Source organism: Clostridium sartagoforme, from assembly GCF_004794105.1.
Classification (GTDB): Bacteria; Bacillota; Clostridia; order Clostridiales; family Clostridiaceae; genus Clostridium; species Clostridium sartagoforme_B.
On sequence record NZ_SRYR01000003.1, the window covers coordinates 152,817 to 178,219 of the forward strand.

The following is a 25,403-nucleotide window of genomic DNA, read 5'->3' on the forward strand; positions in this document are numbered from 1 at the left end:
AATTACATAATGCGATATTAAGGGAGGATATTATGGCTAAAAGAAAGTTATATAGAAGCAAATTATTTACTTTAGGACTAACGGCTTTAATTTGTACAACACCACTGGAGACTATGGCGGTAAGCTCAAGAACATTATTGGCAGCAAGTAATACTGAAAATAATGTTAAGCTAAGTAAGGTGGAAAATCCAGAATTGGTTATTACTGAAATACTACCAGATTCTAAGAATGTTAATGGAGCAGATGCCTATGAGTTTATTGAAGTTTATAATAACTCAAACAGAGAAGTGAGCTTAAAGGATTATAAATTATATTACAATTATCCAGATAAGGGTGATGCTAGTGATGTATTATGGGTAGATATTAATGATGATGTTAAAGTTAAAAGTGGAGAAGCAGTTGTTTTTTGGATTAAGAATGGAAGCAACAATGATTTAACTGTTGATGATTTTAATAAGAATTTTAAAACTAATTTAAAGATAAATGAGAGTTTATTTGAATTATACAATGGTGGTATGGCTAACAGTGGGGCAAGGGCTTTAAGACTTACTACTAGTATTTATGAAGAGTTAGATTTCATAGCTTATAATATGGAAGGTGTAAAAGACACATCAGCAGATAAATCTATTAAGTATAGATATGATGAAAATACTAATAAAAGTGTTATGACAACTAATAAAGGAACTCCAGATCCAGGAGTTGTTAATGATAGTGATAAGCCAGTACAAGTTACTCCTTCTGTTCCAGCAAATTTACCTGTAGCAGAAAATATCACAGCTGATAATTTTACAGCTGAAGAGGAAGTAGTTTTTAAGGTAAAGGCAAAGTCAGATGAAACTAATATTAAGACTGTTAGGTTAAGTTATAAAAGCAATAAAATGAGTGATTATGAAACATATAATTTAACTAAAATAGATGGAGAAATATTCTCAAAGTCAATTTCTAAGTATGATTTAATAGGAAAAGCTTATTTTGATTACTATTTTGAAGTTAGTGATGGATTTAATACTGTAAAAACTGATGTTAAGAGAATAACTAATAATGAAATAGATACTTCAAATATTAGATTTAACATAAGTGAAAATCAGTATTTATTTGGAATAGATAACTTAATTACAACAGGTGATAAGTTACTTATTGATGGAGAAGATAAGACTTCTGAAGCAGTTCCATCTATAGAAAATAAGGCTAAGATAGTTTTTGATATTAAAGAAACAGATACTTTCTTTAAAAATGCAGTTGCAATTGGAAACACTGTTCTTGGAATATTTAATGAAGGAACTTACGATAAGTGGGATACAGTAGCTTATGATGTAGATCCAACGTATTTCACTAAGGGTGAAAGTATTCAAATTGATATTCATGCAGGTAATAAGGCAAATGCTTTAGAACATAACTGGGAAAATAATGATGACTTTGTTGTTAAGAATATTAGATTAGTATTACCAGATGGAAGTATATTACGTCCATCAGGATATGATAATCCAGAACAAGTTATTAATATGGGGGACTCAGCAGGGAAGATTGAAATATTAAATGCAATATTTACTCCTAGTGATGATTCTTTTAATGCTTTAAGATATAACTTAGATACAAGGAAGATTTCTGATGGAACTCATACATTAACTGGTAACTTAACATCTTCAAATGAAAGTGAAGCTGTTAAATTTATAGTAGATAATACTGCACCTGAAATTACTACTAATATTAAGGATGGAGAAATATATAAGGGTACTAATTCAATTACAGTAGATGCTACTGATAAGCTTTCTGGTGTTAAGAATATTATTACAAAGCTAGATGGGAAAGTTATTGAAGTACCTTATACTTTTAGAGCACTTGAATTAACTCCTGGAGAGCACACTTTAGAAATATATGCAGTTGATAATTGTAATAATGAATATACTAAGATTGTTAAATTTAATATTCCTGAAGAAAATGCAAAACTAGGTTTAGAAATTAAACCAGGAGCTGGAGCGATATTAGACAGGGATCCTGTATTTTCAATAAAGGCTACAGATAGCACTGATGATAATATGACTGTTTCCTTTAAAAGAGGTGAGAGATATGTTTTAGGAGATTATAATATTTCTAAAACAGAAGGGGTTAGCCAAACTTCAGGGACTAATTCTCAAGTATTTGATAAGAACTCTAGTAATGGATTCCCTTATGAAGAATTTGATATTGCTTTAAGTGATAAAGTAAATGAGAATGCTACAATTCAAGTAGATTGGAAGGGAAAATCAAATAATTCAAAAACAAAAATGTATGTTTATAATTATGTGACAAACTCCTATGATTTAGTTACAACAAAGATGGAGCAAAATGGGGAAGAGGTAGAGCCAACAAACTCTCCTAATGTAATTGGAGCTGAAATAGTTGGATCTGAAATAGAAGGAAATAATGAAATTAAATTAACTGGTTCTGTTACGTTAAAGGATCATTTAAAAGATAATAAGGTAAAAGTAATGGTGCAAAATGGGGAAGGATATACTCCAACACAATATGAGGCAGGTACACCAGCAGTTCCTTCTGAAAATACTACTATTACTACAAGTAATGAAAATGATGTAGATAGAAATACTTATGATTTTAGTTTTGCACTTGAAAGTGATACACAATATTATAATGAGGATACCCCAGACAACCCAGATATAGTTGGAAAGTATGAACATCAATTAAATATACATGATTGGCTACTTGCAAATCGTTCAAGAATGAATATACAATATCTATTCCATGATGGGGATATTATTGATGATGTAGATATGATTTCTCAATGGGAAAATGCTGACGCAGCTTATAAGAAGTTAGATGATGCAGGATTACCTTATGGTGTTTTAGCTGGTAATCATGATGTTGGTCATTTAACAGGAGATTATACAAACTATAGTACTTACTTTGGAGAAGATAGATTTAAGAATAATCCATGGTATGGTGAAAGTTATAAGAATAATAGAGCTCACTACGATTTAATAACTGTAGGCGGAATTGATTTTATAATGATGTATGTAGGTTGGGGAGTTTCTGATGAAGAAATAGAATGGATGAATGATATTCTTAAAAAATATCCTGAAAGAAAGGCTATTTTAAACTTTCATGAATACTTACTAGCTAGTGGAGGCCTTGGAGAAGAGCCACAAAGAATATTTAATGAAGTAGTTGCTACAAATCCAAATGTATCTATGGTTTTATCAGGACATTATCATAATGCTCAAACTGTAATTAATGAATTTGATGATGATGGTGATGGAGTTAATGATAGAAAAGTATATCAAATGCTATTTGATTATCAAGGACTACCTGAAGGTGGTATGGGATATATGAGATTAATGCATTTTGATTTAGAAAATGAAAAAGTATTATTTAGAACTTATTCACCTTCTTTAGATGATTATAATGCTAAAGATACAGTTCCAGGTGGAGACACTATATTAGGAGAAGAATCCTTCGATATCTCTTTTGCTGACTTAGGAATTGAGCCAAAGCAAAAGACTATTGAAACAACTGGTATAGATGTAAATGTATATACTGATGAAGTTTTTGGTACAGTAAATAATATAACTAATGATACTGAAATTTCATATGCATTAGAAAATGCAGAAAATGGGGTATATGGATGGTATGCAGAAGTGACAGATGACTTTGGTGGACTTTCTAGAACAAATGTAAATTACTTTACTGTAGATAAGGACATTGTAAAGCCAACTATTACTTTACCTAAAAATAATGAAGTTCCATTAGGCACAGAATTTAATCCACTAGATGGAGTTACTGCAAGTGATGATAGAGATGGAGACCTAACTTCTAAGATAGTTGTAACTGGAAATGTTGATACAACTAAGGAAGGAGAGTACACAATTACTTATACAGTAACAGATAAAGCTGGAAATACAGAAGTAGTTACAAGAACTATCACTGTAAAGAAAGTAGGGGGATCTACTCCAGGAGAAGATAATAATAACGATAATAATGGAGGCAATAATAATGGGACAAGCTCTGGTAATGGAAACAATGGAGGAGCAAACTCTGGATCTAACTCAGATTCAAATTCTGGATCAGATTATGGCTCTAATTCAGAAAATAGCCTAGATGATTTAAAGAAAGATAACTTGCCTGAGACAGGAAGTGAATCAGTTATATATCTTGCTTTAGGAGCTTTAACTTTAATTGGAGCTGGATTAGTACTAGCTAAGAAAAAAGTATTAAGCTATAGAAAATAAATAAATAAATAAATAAAGATAAAATAATGCCCTAGGGTAGCAGAACTTTGAGATACCTAAACTTTTTGATATCCTGGGGTTAGATTAATCTACGCTATATCAGAAGTATTTTCTTCAATTTTTAATTCATAATTTTTAGCGTATTATTTGATGAATTTATTTTTGGTGTTAAATCATAAACTAGTATTATTTATAAAAATCAAGAGATAAGTATTTTATTTATAGAAGAAAAGAGTACTGTGTTATAATAATAAATAATATGTAAAAATTCCCTTTAGTAGAAAGAACAATAATTTTACTAAAGGGAATTAATTTTAATTAATTAAAACTTTTGATAAACAAAGAGCTGAGGCTGATATAGCTCCAGTTGTATTAGAATATTTTTTTACTATAACATTTTGCTTGTTCTCTATAACTGATAAATTAATATTTTTATTTAAATATTCTTTTAATAAATCTGATAACAATGGTTCCTTAAATAGTTCTCCATTAACTATAATTTTACTTGAGTCAATCATCATAGACAAATTATTTATAGTAATTGAAAGATATTTTATTGCAGAATGAAGTATAGTTATTATTCCAGCATCGCCTATACTATAGGCTTTTAATATAGTTTCTATTGTTATTTCGCTCTTATTTGCAACTAATTGCTTTAGGTATGTGGTTTCTGAATTATCAAAAAGTATTTGGGATTTTTTTATAATCCAAGCTTCACTTCCATAAGTTTGAAGACAACCTCTTTTACCACATTCACATAATTCACCATCAGGATGAACAATTATATGTCCTATTTCTCCTACAAGAAAATTATCATCAGCATAAAGTTCTCCATTATACATATATGAACAAAACATTCCTCTACCAACGTGGAAGAATATAAAATTATCGTCAGTACCATTAGAATTAAATAATCTTTCAGCTAATGTCATACACTTAACATTGTTTTCTAAATAAATTGGTAGATTAATTTTATGTAATAAATTTTTAATATCAAAATTTTTCCAAAAGGAATTGTTACTAATAATTGATTTAGATTTTTTATCAAAATGACCAGGAAGTGCTATACCAATTCCTTCTGGGTTATATTCTTCGCAAGATTTCACGAAATTGGTCAATTCACTAGTGTAAAATTCTTCTGTTAAAGTTTTTTCTAAATCATAGCTAGCTAAATGAATAATTTTTTCTTTTAAAATTTTACCAAGATTATCAGTTAAACAAAATGATATATATTTTGGAGATAATTCGCTTCCTATATAAAAACTATGGTTAGAAGATATGCCTAACAGTATTTTTTTTCTTCCTGATTTACTTTCTTCAGGTACAACTTCTCCAATTTCATGTATAAGCTTTTCTTGAATCATATTACCAGTGATTTCGCTAACTGTTGCAGGTGTAATTCCAGTTTCCTTTGAAATATCAATTCTAGAAATAGGTCCTTTAGCGTATATTTTATCTAAAATTTTAAATCTTAACTTTTGCTGTTTTTTTGTAAGTTTCATAAAGATCCTCCTTCTTTTAATAATATTATACACCATTGATTATAATTTATAAACAATTATGCGAATTTTACCCAAAAAATATCGTTGACAGATTATAATTTATAATATATTATTTAGTTAATAAATAATTATTTATTATCAATATATGAAATGAAATGGTTTTAATTAGTTTATAAATTATTTTTTATAATTAATTAAATGAGGAGAGGTTAATATGAAAAAACTAAATGAGTTTCTTGAAGAAAAAATGTTACCTATAGCTGCGAAGCTTGGGGCAAACAAAGTATTAATTTCAATACGTGATGGTATAACATTAAGTATGCCACTAATTATTATTGGTTCGTTATTCATGATAATAGCAAGTTTTCCTGTTAAAGCATGGACTGATTGGTTAACAGCTGTAGGAATTGATGCTTATTTGTGGAAGGGTGTAGATAGTAGTTTTGGATTAATGGGTCTAGTAGCAAGTTTTGGAATTGCAAATAGCTTAGCTCGTCAAAATAAAGTTGATGGAGTATCAGCCGGTATTATAGCATTATCTTCATTTATAGTTGTTACACCTTTTGTAAGCGGTGAAACAGGTACAGGCATCCCAGTTGGCTACATGGGAAGTAAAGGTTTATTCGTAGCTATGATTCTTGGTATTATTTCAGCTTTAATTTTTATCTGGTTTATAAAACGTGATATTCAAATAAAATTACCAGATTCTGTTCCACCTGCAGTTGCTAGAAGCTTTAGTGCTTTAATTCCAGGTGCAGCTATTATAACTTTATGGTTAGTTGTATTTGCAGTTCTTGATAAGATGAATATTGGTAATATTCATGACATAATGATGATAGTTCTAGGAGGACCTTTAGGGCTACTTGGTAATAACATATTTGGAACAATTATTGCAATCTTATTAAATAGTTTATTCTGGTTCGTTGGTATCCATGGAGGAAACGTTGTAAACAGCATTCTTCAACCTATTTGGTTAATGAATTCAGATGCAAACCGTTTATTATTCCAAGCTGATAGTGCAGCTCATTTACCAAATATTATTACACTACCATTTATAGATAATTTCGTATATATGGGTGGCGGTGGAGCCACAATTGGGTTAGTAATTGTTATTGCAATCATTGCTAGACGTAAAAATGCAAGCAAAATGACTAAAGCTATGGCGCCATTAACTTTAACTCCTGGTATATTCAATATTAATGAACCTGCTATGTTTGGTTTACCAATAGTAATGAATGTTTCATTAATAATACCATTTATTTTAGCACCAGTAGCAAATGCGGTAATATCATATGTAGCAATGGCTTCGGGGTTAGTTGCAAGAACTACAGGTATAACAGTTTCATGGACAATGCCACCAATTCTTAGTGGATTCCTTACAACTGGAAATCATATAAGCGGAGCTGTATTACAATTAGTATGTATACTTGTAGACGTAGCAATTTATTGGTTCTTCTATAAAGCAGTTGAAAAGCAAAATTTAGCTTTAGAAGCAGTAGAAGCAGTAGAAGCTAATGAAGTCAACAATATAATGAGTTGAATAAAATAAAAGAAATAAAAAATAAATAAATAAATTAATATAAGTTAAAGAAATATTTGGAGGAGTAATTATGGGTAAAAGATTAATTAGTGCAAATGCTTCGGAAATATTGCAAATGACCGCGGCAGAGTTAAAACAAAGTATTAAAGCAAGCGAAGGGAGAACTATTCTTTCAGAGAATGTGGCACCAAGAGAATCCTTTATCGGTGATATTACTAACTCTGAGATAGCTAGAGCTTTTGGAGCAGATTTAATTCTGCTTAATTGTGTAGATGTTTTAGATCCTTGTATCTTTGGATTAGAAGTAAAAGAAGGAGTTTCTTTTGTAGATGAACTACATAATTTAGTAGGGCGTCCAATAGGAGTAAACCTAGAGCCTGTAGACTTAGAGGCTGATATGGCAGAAGATCTTTTTACTATAAGCAAAGGTAGACAAGCTAATCTTGAGACAATTAAAGAAATTGAAAAACTAGGCATGGATTTTGTATGTTTTACTGGTAATCCAGGTACAGGAGTTACTAATTCACAAATAGAAAAAACAATTCGTTTAGCAAAAGAAAATTTCTCAGGATTAATAATTGCTGGTAAAATGCATGGCGCTGGTGTTAATGAGCCAGTTGCAGATTTAAAGGCAGTAAAAAGCTTTATTGATGCTGGTGCAGATATCATATTAGTGCCTGCAGTTGGTACCGTACCTGGTTTTGATGATTCAGAATTAAGAGAAGTAGTTAGAGTAGCACATGAAAATGGCGCTCTTGTATTAACAGCTATTGGTACTAGTCAAGAAAGTTCTGATGAAGATACTATTAAGCAAATTGCTATAAGAAATAAGATTTGTGGTGTAGATATTCAACATATTGGTGATGCAGGATATGGAGGTGTTGCACCTTTCGAGAATATTTTTGCTATGAGCAAGGCAATACGTGGTGTTCGTCATACAGTATCAATGATTGCACGTTCAATTAACCGTTAATTATTTGATAAATAGGAATATAGTTAAAAGATTTGGGATGATAGGTTAAAATTCAACTTATCCTCCTATATATTACTAAAAATAGAGAGGTTATTAACCGTAGATAGGAAAGGGTGTATATATATGAAAAAGACAATTATGTTAGTGTGTGCTGCAGGAATGAGTACTAGTTTAATGGTTGCGAAAATGCAAAAGGCCGCTGAAACTAAGGGTATTGAAGCAGATATATTTGCTATTTCAGCAGGAGAGGCAGATAGTTATTTAGATGAGAAAAAAGTAGATGTATTACTTTTAGGGCCACAAGTAAGATTTATGAAAGCGCAATTTGAAGAAAAAGTTGCACCAATGGGAATTGCATTAGATGTAATACAAATGACAGATTACGGTATGATGAATGGAGAAAAGGTATTGGATCAAGCTCTTAAATTAATGAAATAAAATTATAGATCCAATTACTTAAAAGGAGTGTTTAATTTGGAAGAACAAACAAACTTAGAAGTTATTATGGAGTTAATTATATATGGAGGAGATGCTAAAAGTAATGCTATGGAAGCTATTCAAGCTGCTAAGGCTGGAGATTTTGAATCAGCTAAAGCTAAGATTTCAGCAGCAGAAGCTTCATTAGTAAAGGCTCATCATTCTCAAACAGGAATGTTAACTGAAGAAGCTAAAGGAAATAAGTCGGAAATTTCTTTATTAATGGTACATGGACAAGATCACTTAATGACTTCAATGGCATTTACGGATTTAGCAAAGGAAATTGTTGATGTATATAAGAGAATTGATGAAAAGTAATTTTATCATTTATTATATAATTAGGGAATAATAAATATGTAAAGAAAGTGATTTAAAGGGCTGAAGAAAAAAGAAGTGATAAGTATAAAGTTTACAAAATTTACTTGATAAAGTGAATAGAAATAATGAGTATTTATTGATAACGTTATAAAAAGATTCTTGACAACGTTATACTGATATATTATTATATAGATAAGTTAATAATGTTAGTAATTAGGATTGTTACTGGTAAGCAGGCAAGACCTAATAGGTATATAAATGTATTTTATGTTTAATAATTTATATTTATATGCCTATTAGGTCTTTTTAAAATTCATATATGCTAGGAGTATTATATATGAGAATTACACGCATAATAAATAATAATGTAATATGTGCAGTTAATGAAAGAAATCAGGAGAGAATTCTTTTAGGCGCAGGAATTGGATTTCAAAAGAAAAAAGGTGAAAAAGTAGATAAAAGTAAAGTGGAAAAGGAATTTTTCTTAAAATCTAAATCTGTATCAGGAAAGCTTTTCTCAATATTAACTCAAATTCCTATGGAGTATATGAGGGTTACAGAGAGTATTATAAAATATGCTAAAGAAACACTTAATGAGGAACTAAGTGAAAATATTTATTTAACTTTAACAGATCATATAAGTTTTTCTATAGCAAGACAAGAAAAGGGACTTCCCTTTAGCAATGCTTTATTGTGGGAAATAAAAAGGTTTTATCCGAAAGAGTTTAGTATAGGTTTAAAGGCTATAGAACTTTTAAATAAAGAGTTTAATATAACTTTACCAGAAGATGAAGCGGCTTCAATTGCAATGCATATTGTAAATGCAGAACTTGGTGGTGAAGCTATAAGGGATACTATACAAGTTACTGAATTTATTCAAAATATATTAAATGTAATAAGATATCATTTTAAAATTGATATAGATGAAGATTCATTGTATTATAGTAGATTCTTAACTCATTTAAAGTTTTTCGCTTATAGAATACTAAGTAGTACCTTAAGTGAAGATGGAGATGAAGACTTTGAAGAAGTTGTTAAGTTAAGATATCCAGAAGCTTATGAATGTACATTAAAGATTGCTAAGTTGATTAGGGATAAGTACAATAAGGAATTAAATTCAGATGAATTAGTTTATTTAACTGTTCATATTAAGAGAATTATTACAAGTTAGTAAAAATTGAATGAGACCTATTTAATAGGATTGTTACTGGTAGTGCAGGCAAGACCTAGAGTATTAGAATGGTTTATATATAAATTAAATTTTTTATAAATTTAGTTTGTGTTATAAATTTTATTTCTAATACTCTAGGTTTTTTTATAAAAAAATTTATAAGTTTTTGTAAGGAGAGATAAATTATGGACTTTAAGAAGATGGCCAATGAAATATTAAAATTAGTTGGCGGAGAAAAAAATGTGGCTAGTGTTACAAATTGTATGACTAGATTAAGATTTAATTTAAATGATGTTAGCAAGGCTAATACAGAGGCTATAAAGAAACTTGATGGAGTTCAAGGAGTAGTAAATAAAAATGGACAATTCCAAATAATAATTGGAACAAATGTAAGTAAGGTTTGTGATGAAATACATAAGCTAGGTAACTTTGCTGAAAATTCATCTTCAGATTCTGAAGATAAAGAAACAGGAATTATAAATAAAGTTTTAGGTACTATTACAGCAATATTTACTCCAATTATTCCAGCACTTGCGGGATCAGGTATGATAAAGGCTTTATTAGCAGTATTAAAGCTTTTTGGACTAGTAGATGCGGGGACTCAAACATATGCTTATTTAAGCTTTTTAAGTGATACAGTATTCTATTTCTTACCGGTTATATTAGCTTATTCAGCTGCTAAGAGATTTAAGTGTAGCCCTTATTTAGCTGCTGTACTTGGAGCTGCTTTATTGCATCCAAGTTTTACAGCTTTAAATACTGGTGACCCAGTTGCTTTCTTTGGAATACCTGTAAGAATGATTTCTTATGGTTCAAGTGTTGTTCCTATACTTTTAATAGTATTTGCACAATCATATGTTGAAAAGTTTGCAAAGAAAATATCACCTGCTTCAGTTAAAGTATTTTTAGTACCACTTATTACTTTAATAATAACTTCTTTAATAGGATTTACTGCTTTAGGACCTTTAGGTAATTATGTTGGTGAAATTCTTGCTATTGGAATGAACTTTATAAATGATAGAGCTGGATGGCTTATTCCTGTAATTATGGGTACATTTACTCCATTATTTATTATGACTGGTATGCATTACTGTTTTGCACCTATCCAACAAATTCAATATGCGACTTTAGGATATGGTACAATCTTAGGACCTGGTATGTTATCATCTAATATTGCTCAAGCAACAGCAGCTTTAGTAGTTGGATTTAAAACTAAGAATAAATCATTAAAGCAATTAAGTTTATCAAGTAGTACAACTGCATTTATGGGTATTACAGAACCTGCTTTATATGGTGTAAACTTTAAACTTAAAAAACCTTTATATGCATCTATGATAGGTGGAGGTATAGCTGGTCTTTATGCTGGTATTGCTGGAATTAGAACATATGCATCAGCTACAGCAGGACTTGCTGCAATTCCAGTTTATATTAGTGATGATATGTCAAATGTTTTAAATGCATGTATTACAATAGTTATCGCAATAGTTGCTACTACAATAGTTACTTTAATAATGGGATTTGATGATATTGAAGAAGAAAATAAAGAAGTTTCAGAAGAAAAAAATGAAACTAAATCTAAATCAATAGTTGGAGAAATATCTTTAGCTACTCCTGTTGAAGGAGAAGTTATTCCACTATCAGAAATGAATGATGATGTATTTGCAGAAGAGCTTATGGGTAAGGGTATGGCTGTTATACCAACAGTAGGAAAAGTTTTTGCTCCATTTGATTGTACAGTTGAATCTTTATTTAAAACTAATCATGCTATTGGATTAAAGGATGAAAATGGTGTAGAACTATTAATTCATATAGGAATAGATACTGTAAAATTAGAAGGTAAATATTTTAATTCTCATATAAAACAAGGTGATGTAGTTAAAGCTGGAGATTTATTAATAGAATTTGATAAAGAAGCTATTAAAAATGCTGGATATGATATAACTACAGCAGTTATTGTTACTAATACTGCAAATTATATGGATGTATTAGGAACTGAAAAAACTTATATTAAGAATGAAGATACATTAATAAGAGTTCTTAATTAAGAAAGGAGAATTTTAGTGAGAACAAGATTTAATGAAGGTTTCTTATGGGGAGGTGCTATAGCAGCTAACCAATGTGAAGGAGCTTATAATGAAGATGGAAAAGGATTATCTATTCAAGATATAATGCCAAATGGAATAGTAGGTCCAATTTCAGATGGACCAGTAGAAGAAAATTTAAAGCTTGTAGGAATAGATTTTTATCATAGATATAAGGAAGATATTAGATTATTTGCAGAAATGGGTTTTAAGACATTAAGATTTTCAATTGCATGGTCTAGAATATTTCCTAAGGGTGATGAAGAAACTCCAAATGAATTAGGATTAAAGTTTTATGATAATGTTATAGATGAATGTTTAAAATATGGTATCGAACCATTAGTAACTTTATCTCATTATGAAACACCACTTCATTTAGCTAAGACTTATGATGGATGGAGAAATAGAAAGCTAATAAAGTTCTTTGAGAATTATTGTAGAGTAGTTTTTGAACGTTATAAGGGCAAGGTAAAATATTGGCTGACATTTAATGAGATAAATTCTGTAATACACTTCCCATTAATGGGAGCTGGGATATTAACTCCAAAAGCAGAGTTAACTAAGCAAGATGTTTATCAAGCAGCACATCATGAATTAGTTGCAAGTGCATTAGCAGTTAAAATAGCACATGAAATTATGCCAGATGCAAAGGTAGGATGTATGGTACTTGGAGTAGTAAATTATCCTATGACTCCACACCCAGATGATATGATAGCTTCAATGGAACGTGATCAGGATCTTATGTTCTTTACAGACATTCATGTAAGAGGTAAGTATCCAAGATATACAAAGAAGTTATTTAAGGAATTAGGCGTTAATATTCAAATGGAACCAGAAGATGAAGAAATACTAAAAAATACAGTAGACTTTATATCTTTTAGTTACTATATGAGTAAATGTACAGCTAAAGACTTATCAAAGTATGAAAAAGGAAGAGGAAATTTAACTTCAGGAGTTAAAAATCCATATTTAGAAGAATCTGAATGGGGATGGCAAATAGATCCTCAAGGCTTAAGATATATATGTAACTATTTTTATAATCGTTATGAAAAACCATTATTTATTGTTGAAAATGGATTAGGTGCTATAGATGAATTAGTAGAGGTAGATGGTGAAAAAACAGTATTAGATGATTACCGTATTAAATACTTAAATGACCATTTAGTAGAACTAGGAAAAGCTATAGAAGATGGTGTTGAAATAATGGGATACACAAGTTGGGGATGTATTGATTTAGTTAGTGCATCTACAGCAGAACTAAAGAAAAGATACGGATTTATATACGTCGATCGTCAAAATGATGGTTCAGGTACTCTAAATCGTTATAAAAAAAAGAGTTTCAATTGGTATAAAGAAGTTATAAGAACTAATGGTGGAAGCTTAGTGGATTAATACTTAATAAAAAACAAAATATTATAGCTTAAAATAAAGGACCTTATCAGAACACTTATAATTGTTCTGATAAGGTCCTCTATTTTATCAAATAAGTTAATATAATTTATTTTAAATATAAATCACAATCGAATGTTGACAATAAATTACATGGAAACGTATAATATTAATAGGTTAATGTGTTAAGATGTTATAATATATTAACTTTAGCTTTTTATTTAAATATTATAGGGGGAGAGATAAATTATGAGAAAAAGTAAAGAAGCAACAAAAAAAATGATTGCATCAGTATTGGCAGGAAGTGTGATTGTAAGTGTAGTTTTACCTAATACTGCAAATGCAGTAACAACTGAATATAGTACAAGCACTATATTTGATGTGAAAAATGCAGATGTGGATAGCATAATTGAATCTATTAGATTAAAATGCAAAGAAGATTTAATAGGTGGTGAATCAATTGATGTTAACAATAAAACTATAGCTAGCAAAATATCAGGATATGTAAAACAAACTAAAACTTATTTAGATTCTATGAACTTAGATGATACTAATGATTATTTGTGGGAGAATTTACAAGATTATAAAGATAATCCAGCTAGAATAACATCAATGTATAATAATATTTTATCAATGAGTATGGCTTATAGTTTACCAAATGATACTTATTACAAAAATGAAGAACTAAAGGATAAAATCATTTATGCATTAGAATGGATAAATAAAAATGCTTATAATAGTGAAATTGAGCAATATGGGAACTGGTGGGAATGGATGATTGGCGCACCTGCCAGGTTAAATAATATTGTTGTATTAATGTATGATGATTTAACAGAAGAACAAATAACTAGATATATGGATGCAATACAAAAATTTTTACCAAGTATTGAACCAGGAAGTAAATATCATACGGGAGCTAATTTAGCAGATGTATGTTTAAATAAATTGCTTCAAGGTGTTAATGAAAAGAATCCAGAAAAAATAAAGGAAGCTTCAGAAGATATAGAAGATGTTTTTGAATATGTAACTAGCGGGGATGGATTTTATCCTGATGGTTCTTATGTTCAACATGGAATAGTTGCTTATACTGGTTCTTATGGAAACGTTCTTATAGATAAAATATCCAATGTAATGTTCTTACTAGAAGGTACTCCATGGAAAATTGAAACAGAAAGTAAAAATAATATATATAATTGGATATTTGAAAGCTTTGATCCAATAATATACAAAGGATATGTTATGGATATGGTTAGAGGAAGATCTATATCAAGATATAACGGAAATGGATATATACAGGCTTCTGGAATTATTGAAGGAATGATTAAAGTATCTATGATTTCAGATGAGGATATGGCAAACAGAATACAATCATTAGTAAAGCAATGGGCTATTGAAGCAGAGGATGTAATAGATTTCGGATCAAAGTTTAAATCAATAAATGTAATAGATAAATACTATGAAATAATGAATAGCCAAGCAATTGTTGAGTCATTACAAGGTGCAAATCATTATGCTCTAAATATGATGGATAAGACTGTTCATGAAAGAGATGATTATGCACTAGCCATTTCAAGAAGCTCAAGTAGAATAAGTAAATATGAATTTATGAATAAGGAAAATTTAAAACCTTGGTTCCAAGGTGATGGGATGACTTATCTTTATAATGATGATTTAACTCAATTCTCAGACGATTTTTGGGCAACAATAGATCCGTATAGGATGCCAGGAACAACAGTAGATACGAGAGAAAGAGCAGATAAAGAGATTCTTCCAGGTATAGAAGCAGGTTCACCACTACAAGATGAAGTTTATTATGAATTAGGAAATAGTAGTTGGTCTGGTGGAACTAAGCTTGGTAACTATGGGGTTGCAGGAATGCAAATAGATAATAAGTACGATTCTCTAAAAGCAAATAAATCATGGTTTATGTTTGATGATGAAATTGTTGCATTAGGCTCAGGAATAAACAATCCAGAAGAATTTAATACAGAAACAATAGTTGAAAATAGAAAAATAAGCAAAGATGGAAGTAATAGATTTATTGTTAATGGAGAAGAAAAGGTACAATCTTTAGGTGATAATGATAATGTTGAAAACGCTAATTGGGCATATTTAGAGGGAGATGTAGATAGAACAGGAATTGGATATTATTTCCCGGATGGAGCTGATATTAATATATTAAGAGACTATAGAGAAGGTAACTGGTTTAATATAAATGCTTCTAATACAGCTGCTGATAAAATGGTTACAAACAATTATTTAACCATGTATATAGATCATGGTGCTAATGTAGAAAATGAAGGATATAGCTATATATTATTACCAAACAAGACATCAGATGAAGTGGAAGAGTACGCTAATAATCCTAATATTAAAATCATAAGAAATGATGAAGTTGCCCAAGGAGTTGAGCATACAGAATTAAAGATGGAAGGTGCAAATTTCTGGGTTGATGGAAAAAATACATCAGGATCTATAACATCATCAGGAAAAGCATCAATTATGATAAAGGAAAATGATGATAATACATTAACAATAGCAGTTTCTGATCCAACATTTGAAGGAGAAAGTCTATCAATAGAAATTGCAAAATCAGCAACTAAATTAGTAAAATCAGATAATCAAATTTCAAACTTAAGTTTAAATGATAAAAAGATAGCATTTGATGTAAATACTTCTGGTGCTATGGGGGCAAGCTTTGAATTAACAGTGGAATTAGGAGAAGCTTTAGATGAGGATAATATAGAAGCTGAAGTTATAAATGAGGCTCCAACAATTAATGGAGAGGATGTAAGATTATATGTTGGTGATACATGGGATAAGAGTCTTCACAAAATAGTAGCCTCAGATAAAGAAGATGGGGATTTGAGTGAAGCTGTTAAGATTAAAGAAAATAATATTAAACTAGATAATGACTTTAAAGTTACTGAAAAAGGAGAGTATAAAGTAGTATTTGAAGTTACTGATAGCAAGGGAGCTAGAATAGAAAAAGAATTTAAAGTATCAGTAGAAAATGAAGTGAAAAATCCAAGTGCTCCAAATTCAGAAAATAATTCAAATAAATCAGAGAATCTACCTAATACTGGAGCTGTAGTAGGGGGAACTGCTATAGCTGGAATAGGTGGAGTATTAACATTATTAGGAGCAGTAATTTTTAAAAGAAAGAAAAAATAAATTTCAAAATAATAATATTATAAGTAAAAAAGGTAAGGCAGACTAATATGTTCTGTCTTACTCCTATAATAAACAATATAAGCAGAGGAGAGAGTTGTATGAACAAGAAAGAAGTAAAAGAGTTAATGAAGGGACAATTAATTGCAGTAATTAGAGGAAATGATATTGAAGAAGCAAAGCTTATATGTAAGACTCTTGTGGAATCAGGAATAACATCTTTAGAGATTACATTTAGTCTTCCAAATGCAGAAAAATTAATTGGTGATTTAAAGAAAGAATTTCCAAATGCGCTTATAGGGGCAGGAACAGTATTATCTAAAGAACAGGCAAAACTTGCAGTAGATAATGGAGCTGATTTTATAGTATCGCCTTGTATTGTAGAAGAAGTAGGTTCTTATTGTAGAGAAAAGGATGTATTTTGTTCAATGGGAGCTGCAACACCAACAGAAGTTTATAATTCATATTTAGCTGGTAGTGATGTGGTTAAGTTATTTCCAGGAGACTGTATTCCTATGAAAATGATTAAAGGAATTAAAGCGCCAATGCCATTTATTGAAATTATGCCAACAGGTGGAGTTGATGATAAGAATGTTAAGGAATGGTTTGAAAATGGTGCATATGCTACAGGATTTGGCGGATATTTAACTAAGGGAATAAATTCATCAAATCTTGGGTTATTAAAAGAACGTTGTGAAAAATTAATACAAGCTAATAAATAAAGCTGTGATTAAAAATTTTGACTATATATTTTATACTATTAATAATGTTAGGGAGAAAATTATAATATGAGTAAAGTACTATTATTTGGAGAGGCAATGGCTCTATTTACAGCTCAAGCTGAAGGGAAATTAGAGGATGTAAATTTATTTGGAAAATCAGTAGCTGGTGCAGAGCTTAATGTTTGTACAGGCCTAGTAAGATTGGGACATACTGTCTCATATATTACTAGATTAGGAAATGATCCGTTAGGCTTATATGTTAAAAAATTTATTGATAAAGAAAAAATAGGAACAGAATTTATAACTTTTGATAGTTTAAATAAAACTGGATTAATGCTAAAAAGCAAATGTTCAGATGGTGATCCTGTAACAGAGTACTATAGAAAGGGATCAGCATTTTCACATATTACTTCAGAAGATATTGATAGGGTTGATTTTGAAGGAGTTGAACTTCTTCATGTAACTGGAATACCACCAGCATTATCATTAAGTGCTAGAGAAGCTACATATAAATTAATTGAAAGAGCTAAGGAAAAAGGTGTTTATGTAACTTTTGATCCAAACTTAAGACCAGCTTTATGGGAAAGTGAAGAAGTTATGGTTAATGTTCTAAATGATTTAGCAAAAAAATGTGATTTGATATTACCGGGTGTGGCAGAAGGCTTGATATTAACTGGAAGTGATGATGTAGAAAAAATAGCTGATTTTTATCAAAATCTTGGTATTAATGAAGTTGTTATAAAGAACGGCAGTAAGGGAGCTTATGTGAGAAGTGGAAATGATAGTTTTGAACAACCAGGTTTTAAAGTTGAAAAAGTAGTAGACACAGTAGGGGCTGGTGATGGTTTTGCTGCAGGTGTATTAAGTGGCAAATTAGAAGGATTATCAATTAAAGAGTGTGCCATAAGAGGTAATGCAATTGGTGCAATTCAAGTTACATATTCAAGTGATAATGAGGGTTTACCTACACATGATGAGTTGAAAAAATTTATAGAAAAAAGAATGTAAAACCTGAGTTATCACAAGAATAGTTCAGTTAAAAAATTAATAAATAAGAATATAAAATTGTTAATGTAATTTGTTTATTATTACTAAAAATAATTTAATTTGAAAAACTCCTTCGGGAGTTTTTTTGTTTTAGAAAAAATTTTCTGAAAAGTTATTGACTACGATTTCAAAAGGTAGTAATATAGTATTAACATCTTAATGTGTTAAGTGGTTAACACGAAGAAGGGAGAGGTTTAAATGGAAACTAGATATGCACATAGTCCTAAGGATATAGCGCATTATTCAACAGAAGAATTACGAGGGGAATTTTTACAAGAAAAAATATTTGTGCCTGGTGAAATTTGTTTAACTTATTTACATTATGATCGTCAAATATTTGGAGGTGTAACACCTAAGGACAAGCCTTTAGAAATCGTTCTTACAAAAGAACTTGGAGTAGATTACTTCTTAGAACGTCGTGAGCTTGGAATTATTAATATTGGTGGTCCTGGAACAATAATTATTGATGGTAAAGAAGAAGAAATGAAAAAGCAAGATGGATATTATATTGGAAAGGAAACTAAGCAAGTAATATTTAAATCTAATGACTTAAATAACTTAGCAAAGTTTTACGTTGTATCAACACCTGCACATCATAAATATCAAAATGTGAAAATAAGCATAGATAATATTACACCAAGAGTTGTTGGTGAAGGTAAAACATTAAATAAGAGAAAAATATTCCAATACATTCATCCAAATGTATGTGAAAGTTGTCAATTACAAATGGGATATACAGTGCTTGAAGAAGGTAGCGCATGGAATACAATGCCATGTCATACTCATGAAAGACGTATGGAAACTTATTTATATTTCGATATGAATGAAGATACAAAAGTTTTCCACCTAATGGGAAAACCAGATGAGACTAAACATATTGTGGTAGGAAACGAAGAAGCTGTTATTTCTCCAAGTTGGTCAATACATTCAGGAGTGGGTACAAGCAACTATACATTCATATGGGCAATGTGTGGAGAAAACATAACATATGATGATATGGATATGGTTGATATGGATGACTTAAAATAAATCGAGGAGGATGAAATTAATGAATGATTTTAATATGAATAATTTTTCATTAGAAGGAAAAGTAGCTTTAGTAACAGGTGCATCTTATGGAATAGGATATGCTATTGCATCAGGTTTAGCAAAGGCAGGAGCTACGATAATTTTTAATGATATAAATGAAGAACTAGTTGATAAAGGAATTAATGCATATAAAGCAGATGGAATAGATGCAAAAGGTTATGTATGTGATGTAACTGATGAAGATGCTGTACAAGCTTTAGTAAAGAAAATAGAAGAAGAAGTTGGAGTTATTGATATTTTAGTTAATAATGCTGGAATAATTAAAAGAATTCCAATGATTGAAATGACTGCAGCTGATTTCAGAAAAGTTATAGATGTAGACTTAAATGCACCATTTATTGTTTCTAAAGCAGTAATACCATCTATGATAAAAAAGGGACATGGAAAAATCATTAACATATGTTCTATGATGAGCGAGTTAGGTCGTGAAACTGTTAGTGCTTATGCATCAGCAAAAGGTGGATTAAAGATGCTAACAAAGAATATATGTGCAGAATATGGTGAAAGCAATATTCAATGTAATGGTATAGGACCAGGATATATTGAAACACCACAAACAGCTCCACTAAGAGTTGAAGGAAATCCATTTAATGATTTTATTATTTCTAAAACACCAGCAGCTCGTTGGGGGACTACAAATGATTTAATTGGACCTACAGTATTCTTAGCATCAGATGCTTCTAACTTTGTAAATGGCCATATATTATATGTAGATGGTGGTATATTAGCATCCATAGGAAAACAACCAGAAGCTTAGTAGATAAATTGTTAATTAGATAAGCTTGAATGCCAATATAATATAACATATAATATGTAATATATTATATTAACATGTTATGTTATTAAGGAGATAAGAGTTATGATTGCAAAATATGAAATAATAAAGCAAGACATTATTCAGATGATTGAAGAGAAAAAATTCAAGCCTGGAGATAAAATTTATTCTGAAGGAGAGCTTAAAAAACTTTACAACGTTAGTAGTACTACCGTTGTTAGAGCTCTTCAAGATTTAGTTTTAAGTGGCTACCTTATTAGAAAACAAGGAGAAGGAACATATGTAAGAAAAGCTTTCAAGCATAGACGAGCTTTCTTTGATGAAGGTAGCCCTATAATTGAAGAGTTTAAGCAGCAGTATTCTGAGAATAGAATAGTAGAAAGTAAAAAAATGTTATTTGTAAAAGAGATAGAAGATAAGGAAATTGCAGAGAAATTGAAAGTTAGGTCTAATGAAGTTTTAGTTCATTTTTGTCGTGTAAGTTATATCAATGATAAACCTTGGCAATTTCAAAACAGTTATATTCCTAAAAAATATTTGAAAAAATTTGATTATAGTAATCTAAATGAAAAAGATAGGCTTTCTGATGAATTAAATAAAACATTAGGAATAAACTTGATGACTTTGCCAATGAAGCAAAAAATAGAAGTTGAATTTCCAGTTTTAGAAAAAGATGTGCGTGAAGCTATTGCTATTGATGAAAACACACCAGTTTATAAGTCAGAAAGAATTACTTACTATCCTGCACAAATACCATTTGAATTTTCAAGAAGCTATTTACATTATAAATTTTACTCTATAGAGATTCAAACTGAAGATAATGTCTAATTAAAAATTGACATTAAGGAGTTTTAGAAAATATGCGTAACATTAAAAAAGAACCATTACTTCGTAGTGAACGTTACTTTAATCGTGGTTTCTTGACGAAAGAAACTATTGAAATAGCATTAAATAATTGTATAAGAAAAATAGATAAAAATATTGAAATATTTGGAGAAAACTTTCCAACCCCAGCGACTAAAGATAATGCTTACGGTATTATGGATAATACTGAGTGGACCAATGGGTTCTGGACTGGGATTTTATGGTTGGCATATGAATATACAAAAGATAATAAATATAGAGACTTAGCAGAAAAAAATGTTGAATCATTTTATAACAGAATTAAAAACAATATTGAAGTTGGACATCATGATCTAGGGTTCCTTTACATACCTTCTTGTGTAAGTTCATACAAATTAACAGGTAACAAAACCGCTTATGATGCAGCAATAATGGCTGCAGATAGTTTAATTAAACGTTATCAAGAAAAAGGGGAATTTATTCAAGCTTGGGGAGAGCTAGGAGCTGCTGATAATTACAGATTAATTGTAGATTGTCTTTTGAATATTCCTTTATTGTACTGGGCAACAGAGGTAACCGGAGAAGAAAAATATGAAGAAATAGCTAAGAAGCACTTTAAAACAACTATCGCAACTGCGGTAAGAGATAATGCATCTGCATATCATACATTTTACTTTGATCCAGTTACGGGAAATCCTGTTGGTGGTAAGACTAGACAAGGATATTCAGATGACTCTAGCTGGGCAAGAGGTCAAGCGTGGTTAATATATGGAATAGCATTAAATTACTTCCATGATATGAATGAGGAAAATGTAAATATTTTTGAAGCAGTATCAAATTATTTTATAAATAGATTACCAGAGGACTTTGTATGTTATTGGGATTTAATTTTCAATGATGGTTCTGGACAATCAAGAGATTCTTCTTCAGCAGCTATAGCAGTTTGTGGTTTTAATTTAATGGATAAATTCTTACCAGAAACTAACGAGATGAAGAATGTTTATAGATATGTACAACATTCAATATTAGGTAGCTTAATAAATAATTATACTGATGATTTAACTGATGGAGCAACAGCACTTATAAATCATGGAGTCTATTCTTGGCATTCAGGTAAAGGAGTAGATGAAGGGAATATTTGGGGTGATTACTTCTATATGGAGGCTTTAATTAGATTTTACAAGGATTGGGAAATGTATTGGTAAAAATTAAAATTAATAGATAAATAATTTTACAATTGGAGGAATTAATATGGAAAATAAACCGAATATTAAAATGGTACGTGTTGATGAAAGATTAATACATGGACAAGGACAATTATGGGTAAAAAGTTTAGGAGTGAATTTAGTTATTGTTGCAAATGATAAGGTTTCAACAGATAATATTCAACAAACTTTAATGAAAACGGTTATTCCAAAAGAGGTTGGGGTGCGTTTCTGGACAATTGATAGAACTAATGAAGTAATTTGGAAAGCTGCGCCACATCAAAACATATTCGTTGTTGTAAAAAGTTGCAAGGATGCATTGAGATTAGTAGAAGGTGGATTCCCTATTGAACAATTAAATGTAGGCAATATACATGCAGCTGCAGGAAAAGAAAAAGTTTCCCAATTCATTTATTTAGGTGAAGAAGACAAAGAAGCTTTACGTAAATTAAGAGATAAATATAATATTCCATTCAATACTAAAACATCACCTGTATCAAATGATGGTGTTCAGACAATAGAAGCATTAAATAAGGCATTAAAGTAAAAAAAGGAGGGATAAAAAATGGATATATCATTAACTCAAGCAATTTTAATAGGATTAATTACTGCGTTTTGTTATGCAGGACAATTACTAGGTATTTATACAAATCGTTCAATTGTTATGTCATTTTTAGTAGGACTTGTATTAGGGGATATTCCTACAGCACTAGCATTTGGTGCATTAGCTGAATTAGCATTTATGGGATTTGGTGTTGGCGCTGGTGGTACAGTTCCTCCAAATCAATTAGGACCTGGAATTGTTGGTACAATAATGGCTATTACTTTAAAGAATCAAGGAGTTACTCCTGAATCAGCATTATCGTTATCATTCCCATTTGCTGTATTATTCCAATTGATTACTACAGCTTTATATACTGCTTTCTCTGGAACAACAGAAACTTCTAAGAAATTAATAGCAGAAGGAAAATTTGAAAAATATAAGTTAGTTGCTAATGCTACATTTATAGGTTTCTTAGTTGTTGGATTTATTGTAGGTTTTACTTCAGCTGTAAGTTTACCAGCTTTACAAGCATTTGTTGATATATTACCACAATGGTTGATTACAGGATTTTCAGTAGCAGGTGGACTTATCCCAGCAATAGGATTCGCTATGATTATGTCTGTTATGTTAAAGAAGGAATATATTCCTTACGTTTTATTAGGATATATATGTGTTTCATACTTAGGATTACCAACTATGGCTACTGCATTAGTAGGAGCAGTATTTGCAATAATTATGTATAACTTAAATACAAAAAACACACAAGTTGCAGCAGCTAATGTTTCAAATGTAGTTGTAGAAGAGGAGGACTTTTCAAATGGAATCTAGAAAACCAGTATTAACAGCTAAGGATTATTTAAATGTTACTTTAAGATCTTATTATTTACAAAATGGATTTAACTATAACTCATATCAAGGAACAGGTTACTTATTTGTAATATTCCCAGCATTAAAGAAAATTTTCAAAAATGAGCCGGAAAAATTAAAAGAGTTCGCAATGGAAAATATCGAATTTTATAACACAAATCCTCATATGTTACCATTTATAACAAGCATGCATTTAGCGATGTATGATCATGGTGAAGATGTAGAAGATGCTCGTAGTATAAAGATGGCATTAATGGGGCCATTAGCAGGAATAGGAGACTCAATTGCTCAATTTGGTTTAGCTCCATTATTCTCAACAATTTTTGCTGGACTAGCAATGGATGGCTTATCTTTTGCTCCAATGGGTTTTTGGTTAACTATGATTATTTCACTGTTAACTATTAAGCTACTAATGGGACACTTAGGATATAAATTAGGAACTAGTGTAATTTCTACGTTAAGTGAAAAAATTGGTCAAATTTCTAATGCAGCAAACATAGTAGGTGTTACAGTAATATCTGCATTAGCAGTTACTTTTGTAAAGGCAAAGATAGGTATACAATATGCTACTACTCTTGCTTCAGGAGAAGAACAAGTAGTTTCTATTCAAACAATATTAGATAAAATACTACCAAATATGTTACCTGCTATTATTACTATAGTAGTATTTACATTAGTAAAGAAATATAAATGGTCAACATATAAATTATTAGCTTTATTATTTGCATTAGGTATCGGACTTTCATATTTTGGTATTCTAGTTTAGGGGGACTTTAAATGTATAAATTAGTAGTTGTAGGACATGGTAATTTTCCAAGTGGAGTTTTATCAGCAGTATCTTTATTAGTAGGTAAAAATGAAAATATTTGTAGTTTTGATTTAGATGAAAAAGAAACACATGAAGGATTTGAAAATAAATTAAAAGAGTTATTAGATAGTAATGATAAGGTTATAGTGCTTGCAGACTTAACAGGTGGTGCACCGCATCAAATAGCAGCTCGTTTAATTTTAGAATCTGGAAAGATGAATCAATATATTATTTCAGGAATCAACCTTGCCTTAGTTGTAGATTTAGCTATGAAGTTCTGTATTGGTGAAGTATCAGATGATCAAGTGCAGGATACTCTACTTAATTCTATTGAGGAATGTAAAGAAACAACAACTTTATTATATTCTGGGATGATGTAACTATGAGTACTCAAAATATAATTTTTATAGTTTTAATTGTTACAATGTTTGTATACTATTTTATTATTTCACCTTTACTCAAATATAAGGAAATACAGAAGAATAACGAAAAACATTCTAATTTTCTTAATGAACTAAAAATTGGTGATAATGTAGTATTAAATTCAGGTATCTTGGGAGTTTTAAAAGAAAAAAATGAAAAAAGTTATTCTATTGAAATAAGTAGAGGAATTATAATGGAAGTTTTACCAACTAGTATTATAGGAAGAAGTTGATGA

General features: G+C 30.1%; 21 protein-coding genes. 20 read left to right on the forward strand and 1 reads right to left on the reverse strand.

The window, feature by feature from the left end:
- Positions 1-32 precede the first annotated feature (32 nt).
- Positions 33-4,223: an immunoglobulin-like domain-containing protein gene (locus E5347_RS09115; protein WP_136006625.1), complete on the forward strand. Its 4,191-nt coding sequence runs from the start codon at positions 33-35 to the stop codon at positions 4,221-4,223.
- 314 nt (positions 4,224-4,537) lie between these two features.
- Here E5347_RS09115 and E5347_RS09120 read toward each other — a convergent pair whose 3' ends face one another.
- Positions 4,538-5,725 carry an ROK family transcriptional regulator gene (locus E5347_RS09120; protein ID WP_136006626.1) on the reverse strand — a complete coding sequence of 396 codons (1,188 nt, stop codon included), beginning with the start codon at positions 5,723-5,725 and terminating at the stop codon, positions 4,538-4,540.
- 214 nt (positions 5,726-5,939) lie between these two features.
- Between E5347_RS09120 and E5347_RS09125 the strand changes: the two genes are divergently transcribed.
- From E5347_RS09125 to E5347_RS09215, 19 genes are all read left to right on the forward strand, one after another.
- On the forward strand, positions 5,940-7,265 hold the full coding sequence (locus E5347_RS09125; RefSeq protein WP_136006628.1) for a PTS sugar transporter subunit IIC: 1,326 nt from the start codon (positions 5,940-5,942) through the stop codon (positions 7,263-7,265).
- Between the two features lie 70 nt (positions 7,266-7,335).
- The gene (locus E5347_RS09130; RefSeq protein ID WP_136006630.1) at positions 7,336-8,238 is read left to right on the forward strand and encodes a haloacid dehalogenase-like hydrolase; all 903 of its coding nucleotides are present in this window, start codon (positions 7,336-7,338) and stop codon (positions 8,236-8,238) included.
- A 123-nt stretch (positions 8,239-8,361) separates the two neighbouring features.
- A complete protein-coding gene (locus E5347_RS09135; RefSeq protein WP_136006632.1) occupies positions 8,362-8,676 on the forward strand; it encodes a PTS sugar transporter subunit IIB in 315 nt (104 codons plus the stop codon).
- Between the two features lie 27 nt (positions 8,677-8,703).
- On the forward strand, positions 8,704-9,033 hold the full coding sequence (locus tag E5347_RS09140; protein WP_425350446.1) for a PTS lactose/cellobiose transporter subunit IIA: 330 nt from the start codon (positions 8,704-8,706) through the stop codon (positions 9,031-9,033).
- A 337-nt stretch (positions 9,034-9,370) separates the two neighbouring features.
- On the forward strand, positions 9,371-10,204 hold the full coding sequence (gene licT / locus E5347_RS09145; RefSeq protein WP_136006636.1) for a BglG family transcription antiterminator LicT: 834 nt from the start codon (positions 9,371-9,373) through the stop codon (positions 10,202-10,204).
- Between the two features lie 185 nt (positions 10,205-10,389).
- Positions 10,390-12,249, forward strand: coding sequence for a beta-glucoside-specific PTS transporter subunit IIABC (locus E5347_RS09150; RefSeq protein ID WP_136006639.1), 1,860 nt, complete (start codon positions 10,390-10,392; stop codon positions 12,247-12,249).
- 15 nt (positions 12,250-12,264) lie between these two features.
- Positions 12,265-13,677, forward strand: a complete 1,413-nt coding sequence (locus tag E5347_RS09155; RefSeq protein WP_136006641.1) for a glycoside hydrolase family 1 protein — start codon at positions 12,265-12,267, stop codon at positions 13,675-13,677.
- Positions 13,678-13,923: 246 nt separating this feature from the next.
- Entirely contained in the window at positions 13,924-16,848 is a 2,925-nt protein-coding gene (locus tag E5347_RS09160) for a polysaccharide lyase 8 family protein (protein ID WP_136006643.1), read from the forward strand.
- 98 nt (positions 16,849-16,946) lie between these two features.
- Positions 16,947-17,567, forward strand: a complete 621-nt coding sequence (locus E5347_RS09165) for a bifunctional 4-hydroxy-2-oxoglutarate aldolase/2-dehydro-3-deoxy-phosphogluconate aldolase (RefSeq protein WP_136006645.1) — start codon at positions 16,947-16,949, stop codon at positions 17,565-17,567.
- Between the two features lie 66 nt (positions 17,568-17,633).
- Complete coding sequence (locus E5347_RS09170) at positions 17,634-18,575, forward strand: sugar kinase (protein WP_136006647.1); 942 nt, start codon at positions 17,634-17,636, stop codon at positions 18,573-18,575.
- A 237-nt stretch (positions 18,576-18,812) separates the two neighbouring features.
- On the forward strand, positions 18,813-19,643 hold the full coding sequence (kduI, locus tag E5347_RS09175) for a 5-dehydro-4-deoxy-D-glucuronate isomerase (protein ID WP_136006650.1): 831 nt from the start codon (positions 18,813-18,815) through the stop codon (positions 19,641-19,643).
- Between the two features lie 19 nt (positions 19,644-19,662).
- Positions 19,663-20,460, forward strand: a complete 798-nt coding sequence (locus E5347_RS09180; protein ID WP_136006652.1) for a gluconate 5-dehydrogenase — start codon at positions 19,663-19,665, stop codon at positions 20,458-20,460.
- A gap of 102 nt (positions 20,461-20,562) precedes the next feature.
- Positions 20,563-21,306 carry a GntR family transcriptional regulator gene (locus E5347_RS09185; RefSeq protein WP_136006654.1) on the forward strand — a complete coding sequence of 248 codons (744 nt, stop codon included), beginning with the start codon at positions 20,563-20,565 and terminating at the stop codon, positions 21,304-21,306.
- Between the two features lie 32 nt (positions 21,307-21,338).
- Complete coding sequence (locus E5347_RS09190; RefSeq protein WP_136006656.1) at positions 21,339-22,526, forward strand: glycoside hydrolase family 88 protein; 1,188 nt, start codon at positions 21,339-21,341, stop codon at positions 22,524-22,526.
- Positions 22,527-22,572: 46 nt separating this feature from the next.
- The gene (locus E5347_RS09195) at positions 22,573-23,073 is read left to right on the forward strand and encodes a PTS sugar transporter subunit IIB (RefSeq protein ID WP_136006659.1); all 501 of its coding nucleotides are present in this window, start codon (positions 22,573-22,575) and stop codon (positions 23,071-23,073) included.
- Between the two features lie 18 nt (positions 23,074-23,091).
- Positions 23,092-23,898 (forward strand): PTS mannose/fructose/sorbose/N-acetylgalactosamine transporter subunit IIC, encoded by an 807-nt coding sequence (locus tag E5347_RS09200; protein ID WP_136006661.1) that lies wholly within the window; start codon positions 23,092-23,094, stop codon positions 23,896-23,898.
- A complete protein-coding gene (locus E5347_RS09205) occupies positions 23,888-24,703 on the forward strand; it encodes a PTS system mannose/fructose/sorbose family transporter subunit IID (RefSeq protein ID WP_136006663.1) in 816 nt (271 codons plus the stop codon). The genes E5347_RS09200 and E5347_RS09205 overlap by 11 nt, the downstream gene beginning before the upstream one ends.
- An 11-nt stretch (positions 24,704-24,714) precedes the next feature.
- Positions 24,715-25,125, forward strand: coding sequence for a PTS sugar transporter subunit IIA (locus E5347_RS09210; RefSeq protein WP_136006665.1), 411 nt, complete (start codon positions 24,715-24,717; stop codon positions 25,123-25,125).
- A 2-nt stretch (positions 25,126-25,127) separates the two neighbouring features.
- Positions 25,128-25,400, forward strand: a complete 273-nt coding sequence (locus E5347_RS09215) for a preprotein translocase subunit YajC (protein WP_136006667.1) — start codon at positions 25,128-25,130, stop codon at positions 25,398-25,400.
- Positions 25,401-25,403 lie beyond the last annotated feature (3 nt).

Excerpts from the sequence above, each read along its gene's own strand:
- E5347_RS09115 (WP_136006625.1), top strand. The coding sequence starts at position 33 with ATGGCTAAAAGAAAGTTATATAGAAGCAAATTATTTACTTTAGGACTA.
- E5347_RS09120 (WP_136006626.1), bottom strand. The coding sequence starts at position 5,725 with ATGAAACTTACAAAAAAACAGCAAAAGTTAAGATTTAAAATTTTAGAT.
- E5347_RS09125 (WP_136006628.1), top strand. The coding sequence starts at position 5,940 with ATGAAAAAACTAAATGAGTTTCTTGAAGAAAAAATGTTACCTATAGCT.
- E5347_RS09130 (WP_136006630.1), top strand. The coding sequence starts at position 7,336 with ATGGGTAAAAGATTAATTAGTGCAAATGCTTCGGAAATATTGCAAATG.
- E5347_RS09135 (WP_136006632.1), top strand. The coding sequence starts at position 8,362 with ATGAAAAAGACAATTATGTTAGTGTGTGCTGCAGGAATGAGTACTAGT.
- licT (WP_136006636.1), top strand. The coding sequence starts at position 9,371 with ATGAGAATTACACGCATAATAAATAATAATGTAATATGTGCAGTTAAT.
- E5347_RS09150 (WP_136006639.1), top strand. The coding sequence starts at position 10,390 with ATGGACTTTAAGAAGATGGCCAATGAAATATTAAAATTAGTTGGCGGA.
- E5347_RS09160 (WP_136006643.1), top strand. The coding sequence starts at position 13,924 with ATGAGAAAAAGTAAAGAAGCAACAAAAAAAATGATTGCATCAGTATTG.
- E5347_RS09165 (WP_136006645.1), top strand. The coding sequence starts at position 16,947 with ATGAACAAGAAAGAAGTAAAAGAGTTAATGAAGGGACAATTAATTGCA.
- E5347_RS09170 (WP_136006647.1), top strand. The coding sequence starts at position 17,634 with ATGAGTAAAGTACTATTATTTGGAGAGGCAATGGCTCTATTTACAGCT.
- kduI (WP_136006650.1), top strand. The coding sequence starts at position 18,813 with ATGGAAACTAGATATGCACATAGTCCTAAGGATATAGCGCATTATTCA.
- E5347_RS09180 (WP_136006652.1), top strand. The coding sequence starts at position 19,663 with ATGAATGATTTTAATATGAATAATTTTTCATTAGAAGGAAAAGTAGCT.
- E5347_RS09185 (WP_136006654.1), top strand. The coding sequence starts at position 20,563 with ATGATTGCAAAATATGAAATAATAAAGCAAGACATTATTCAGATGATT.
- E5347_RS09190 (WP_136006656.1), top strand. The coding sequence starts at position 21,339 with ATGCGTAACATTAAAAAAGAACCATTACTTCGTAGTGAACGTTACTTT.
- E5347_RS09195 (WP_136006659.1), top strand. The coding sequence starts at position 22,573 with ATGGAAAATAAACCGAATATTAAAATGGTACGTGTTGATGAAAGATTA.
- E5347_RS09200 (WP_136006661.1), top strand. The coding sequence starts at position 23,092 with ATGGATATATCATTAACTCAAGCAATTTTAATAGGATTAATTACTGCG.
- E5347_RS09205 (WP_136006663.1), top strand. The coding sequence starts at position 23,888 with ATGGAATCTAGAAAACCAGTATTAACAGCTAAGGATTATTTAAATGTT.
- E5347_RS09210 (WP_136006665.1), top strand. The coding sequence starts at position 24,715 with ATGTATAAATTAGTAGTTGTAGGACATGGTAATTTTCCAAGTGGAGTT.
- E5347_RS09215 (WP_136006667.1), top strand. The coding sequence starts at position 25,128 with ATGAGTACTCAAAATATAATTTTTATAGTTTTAATTGTTACAATGTTT.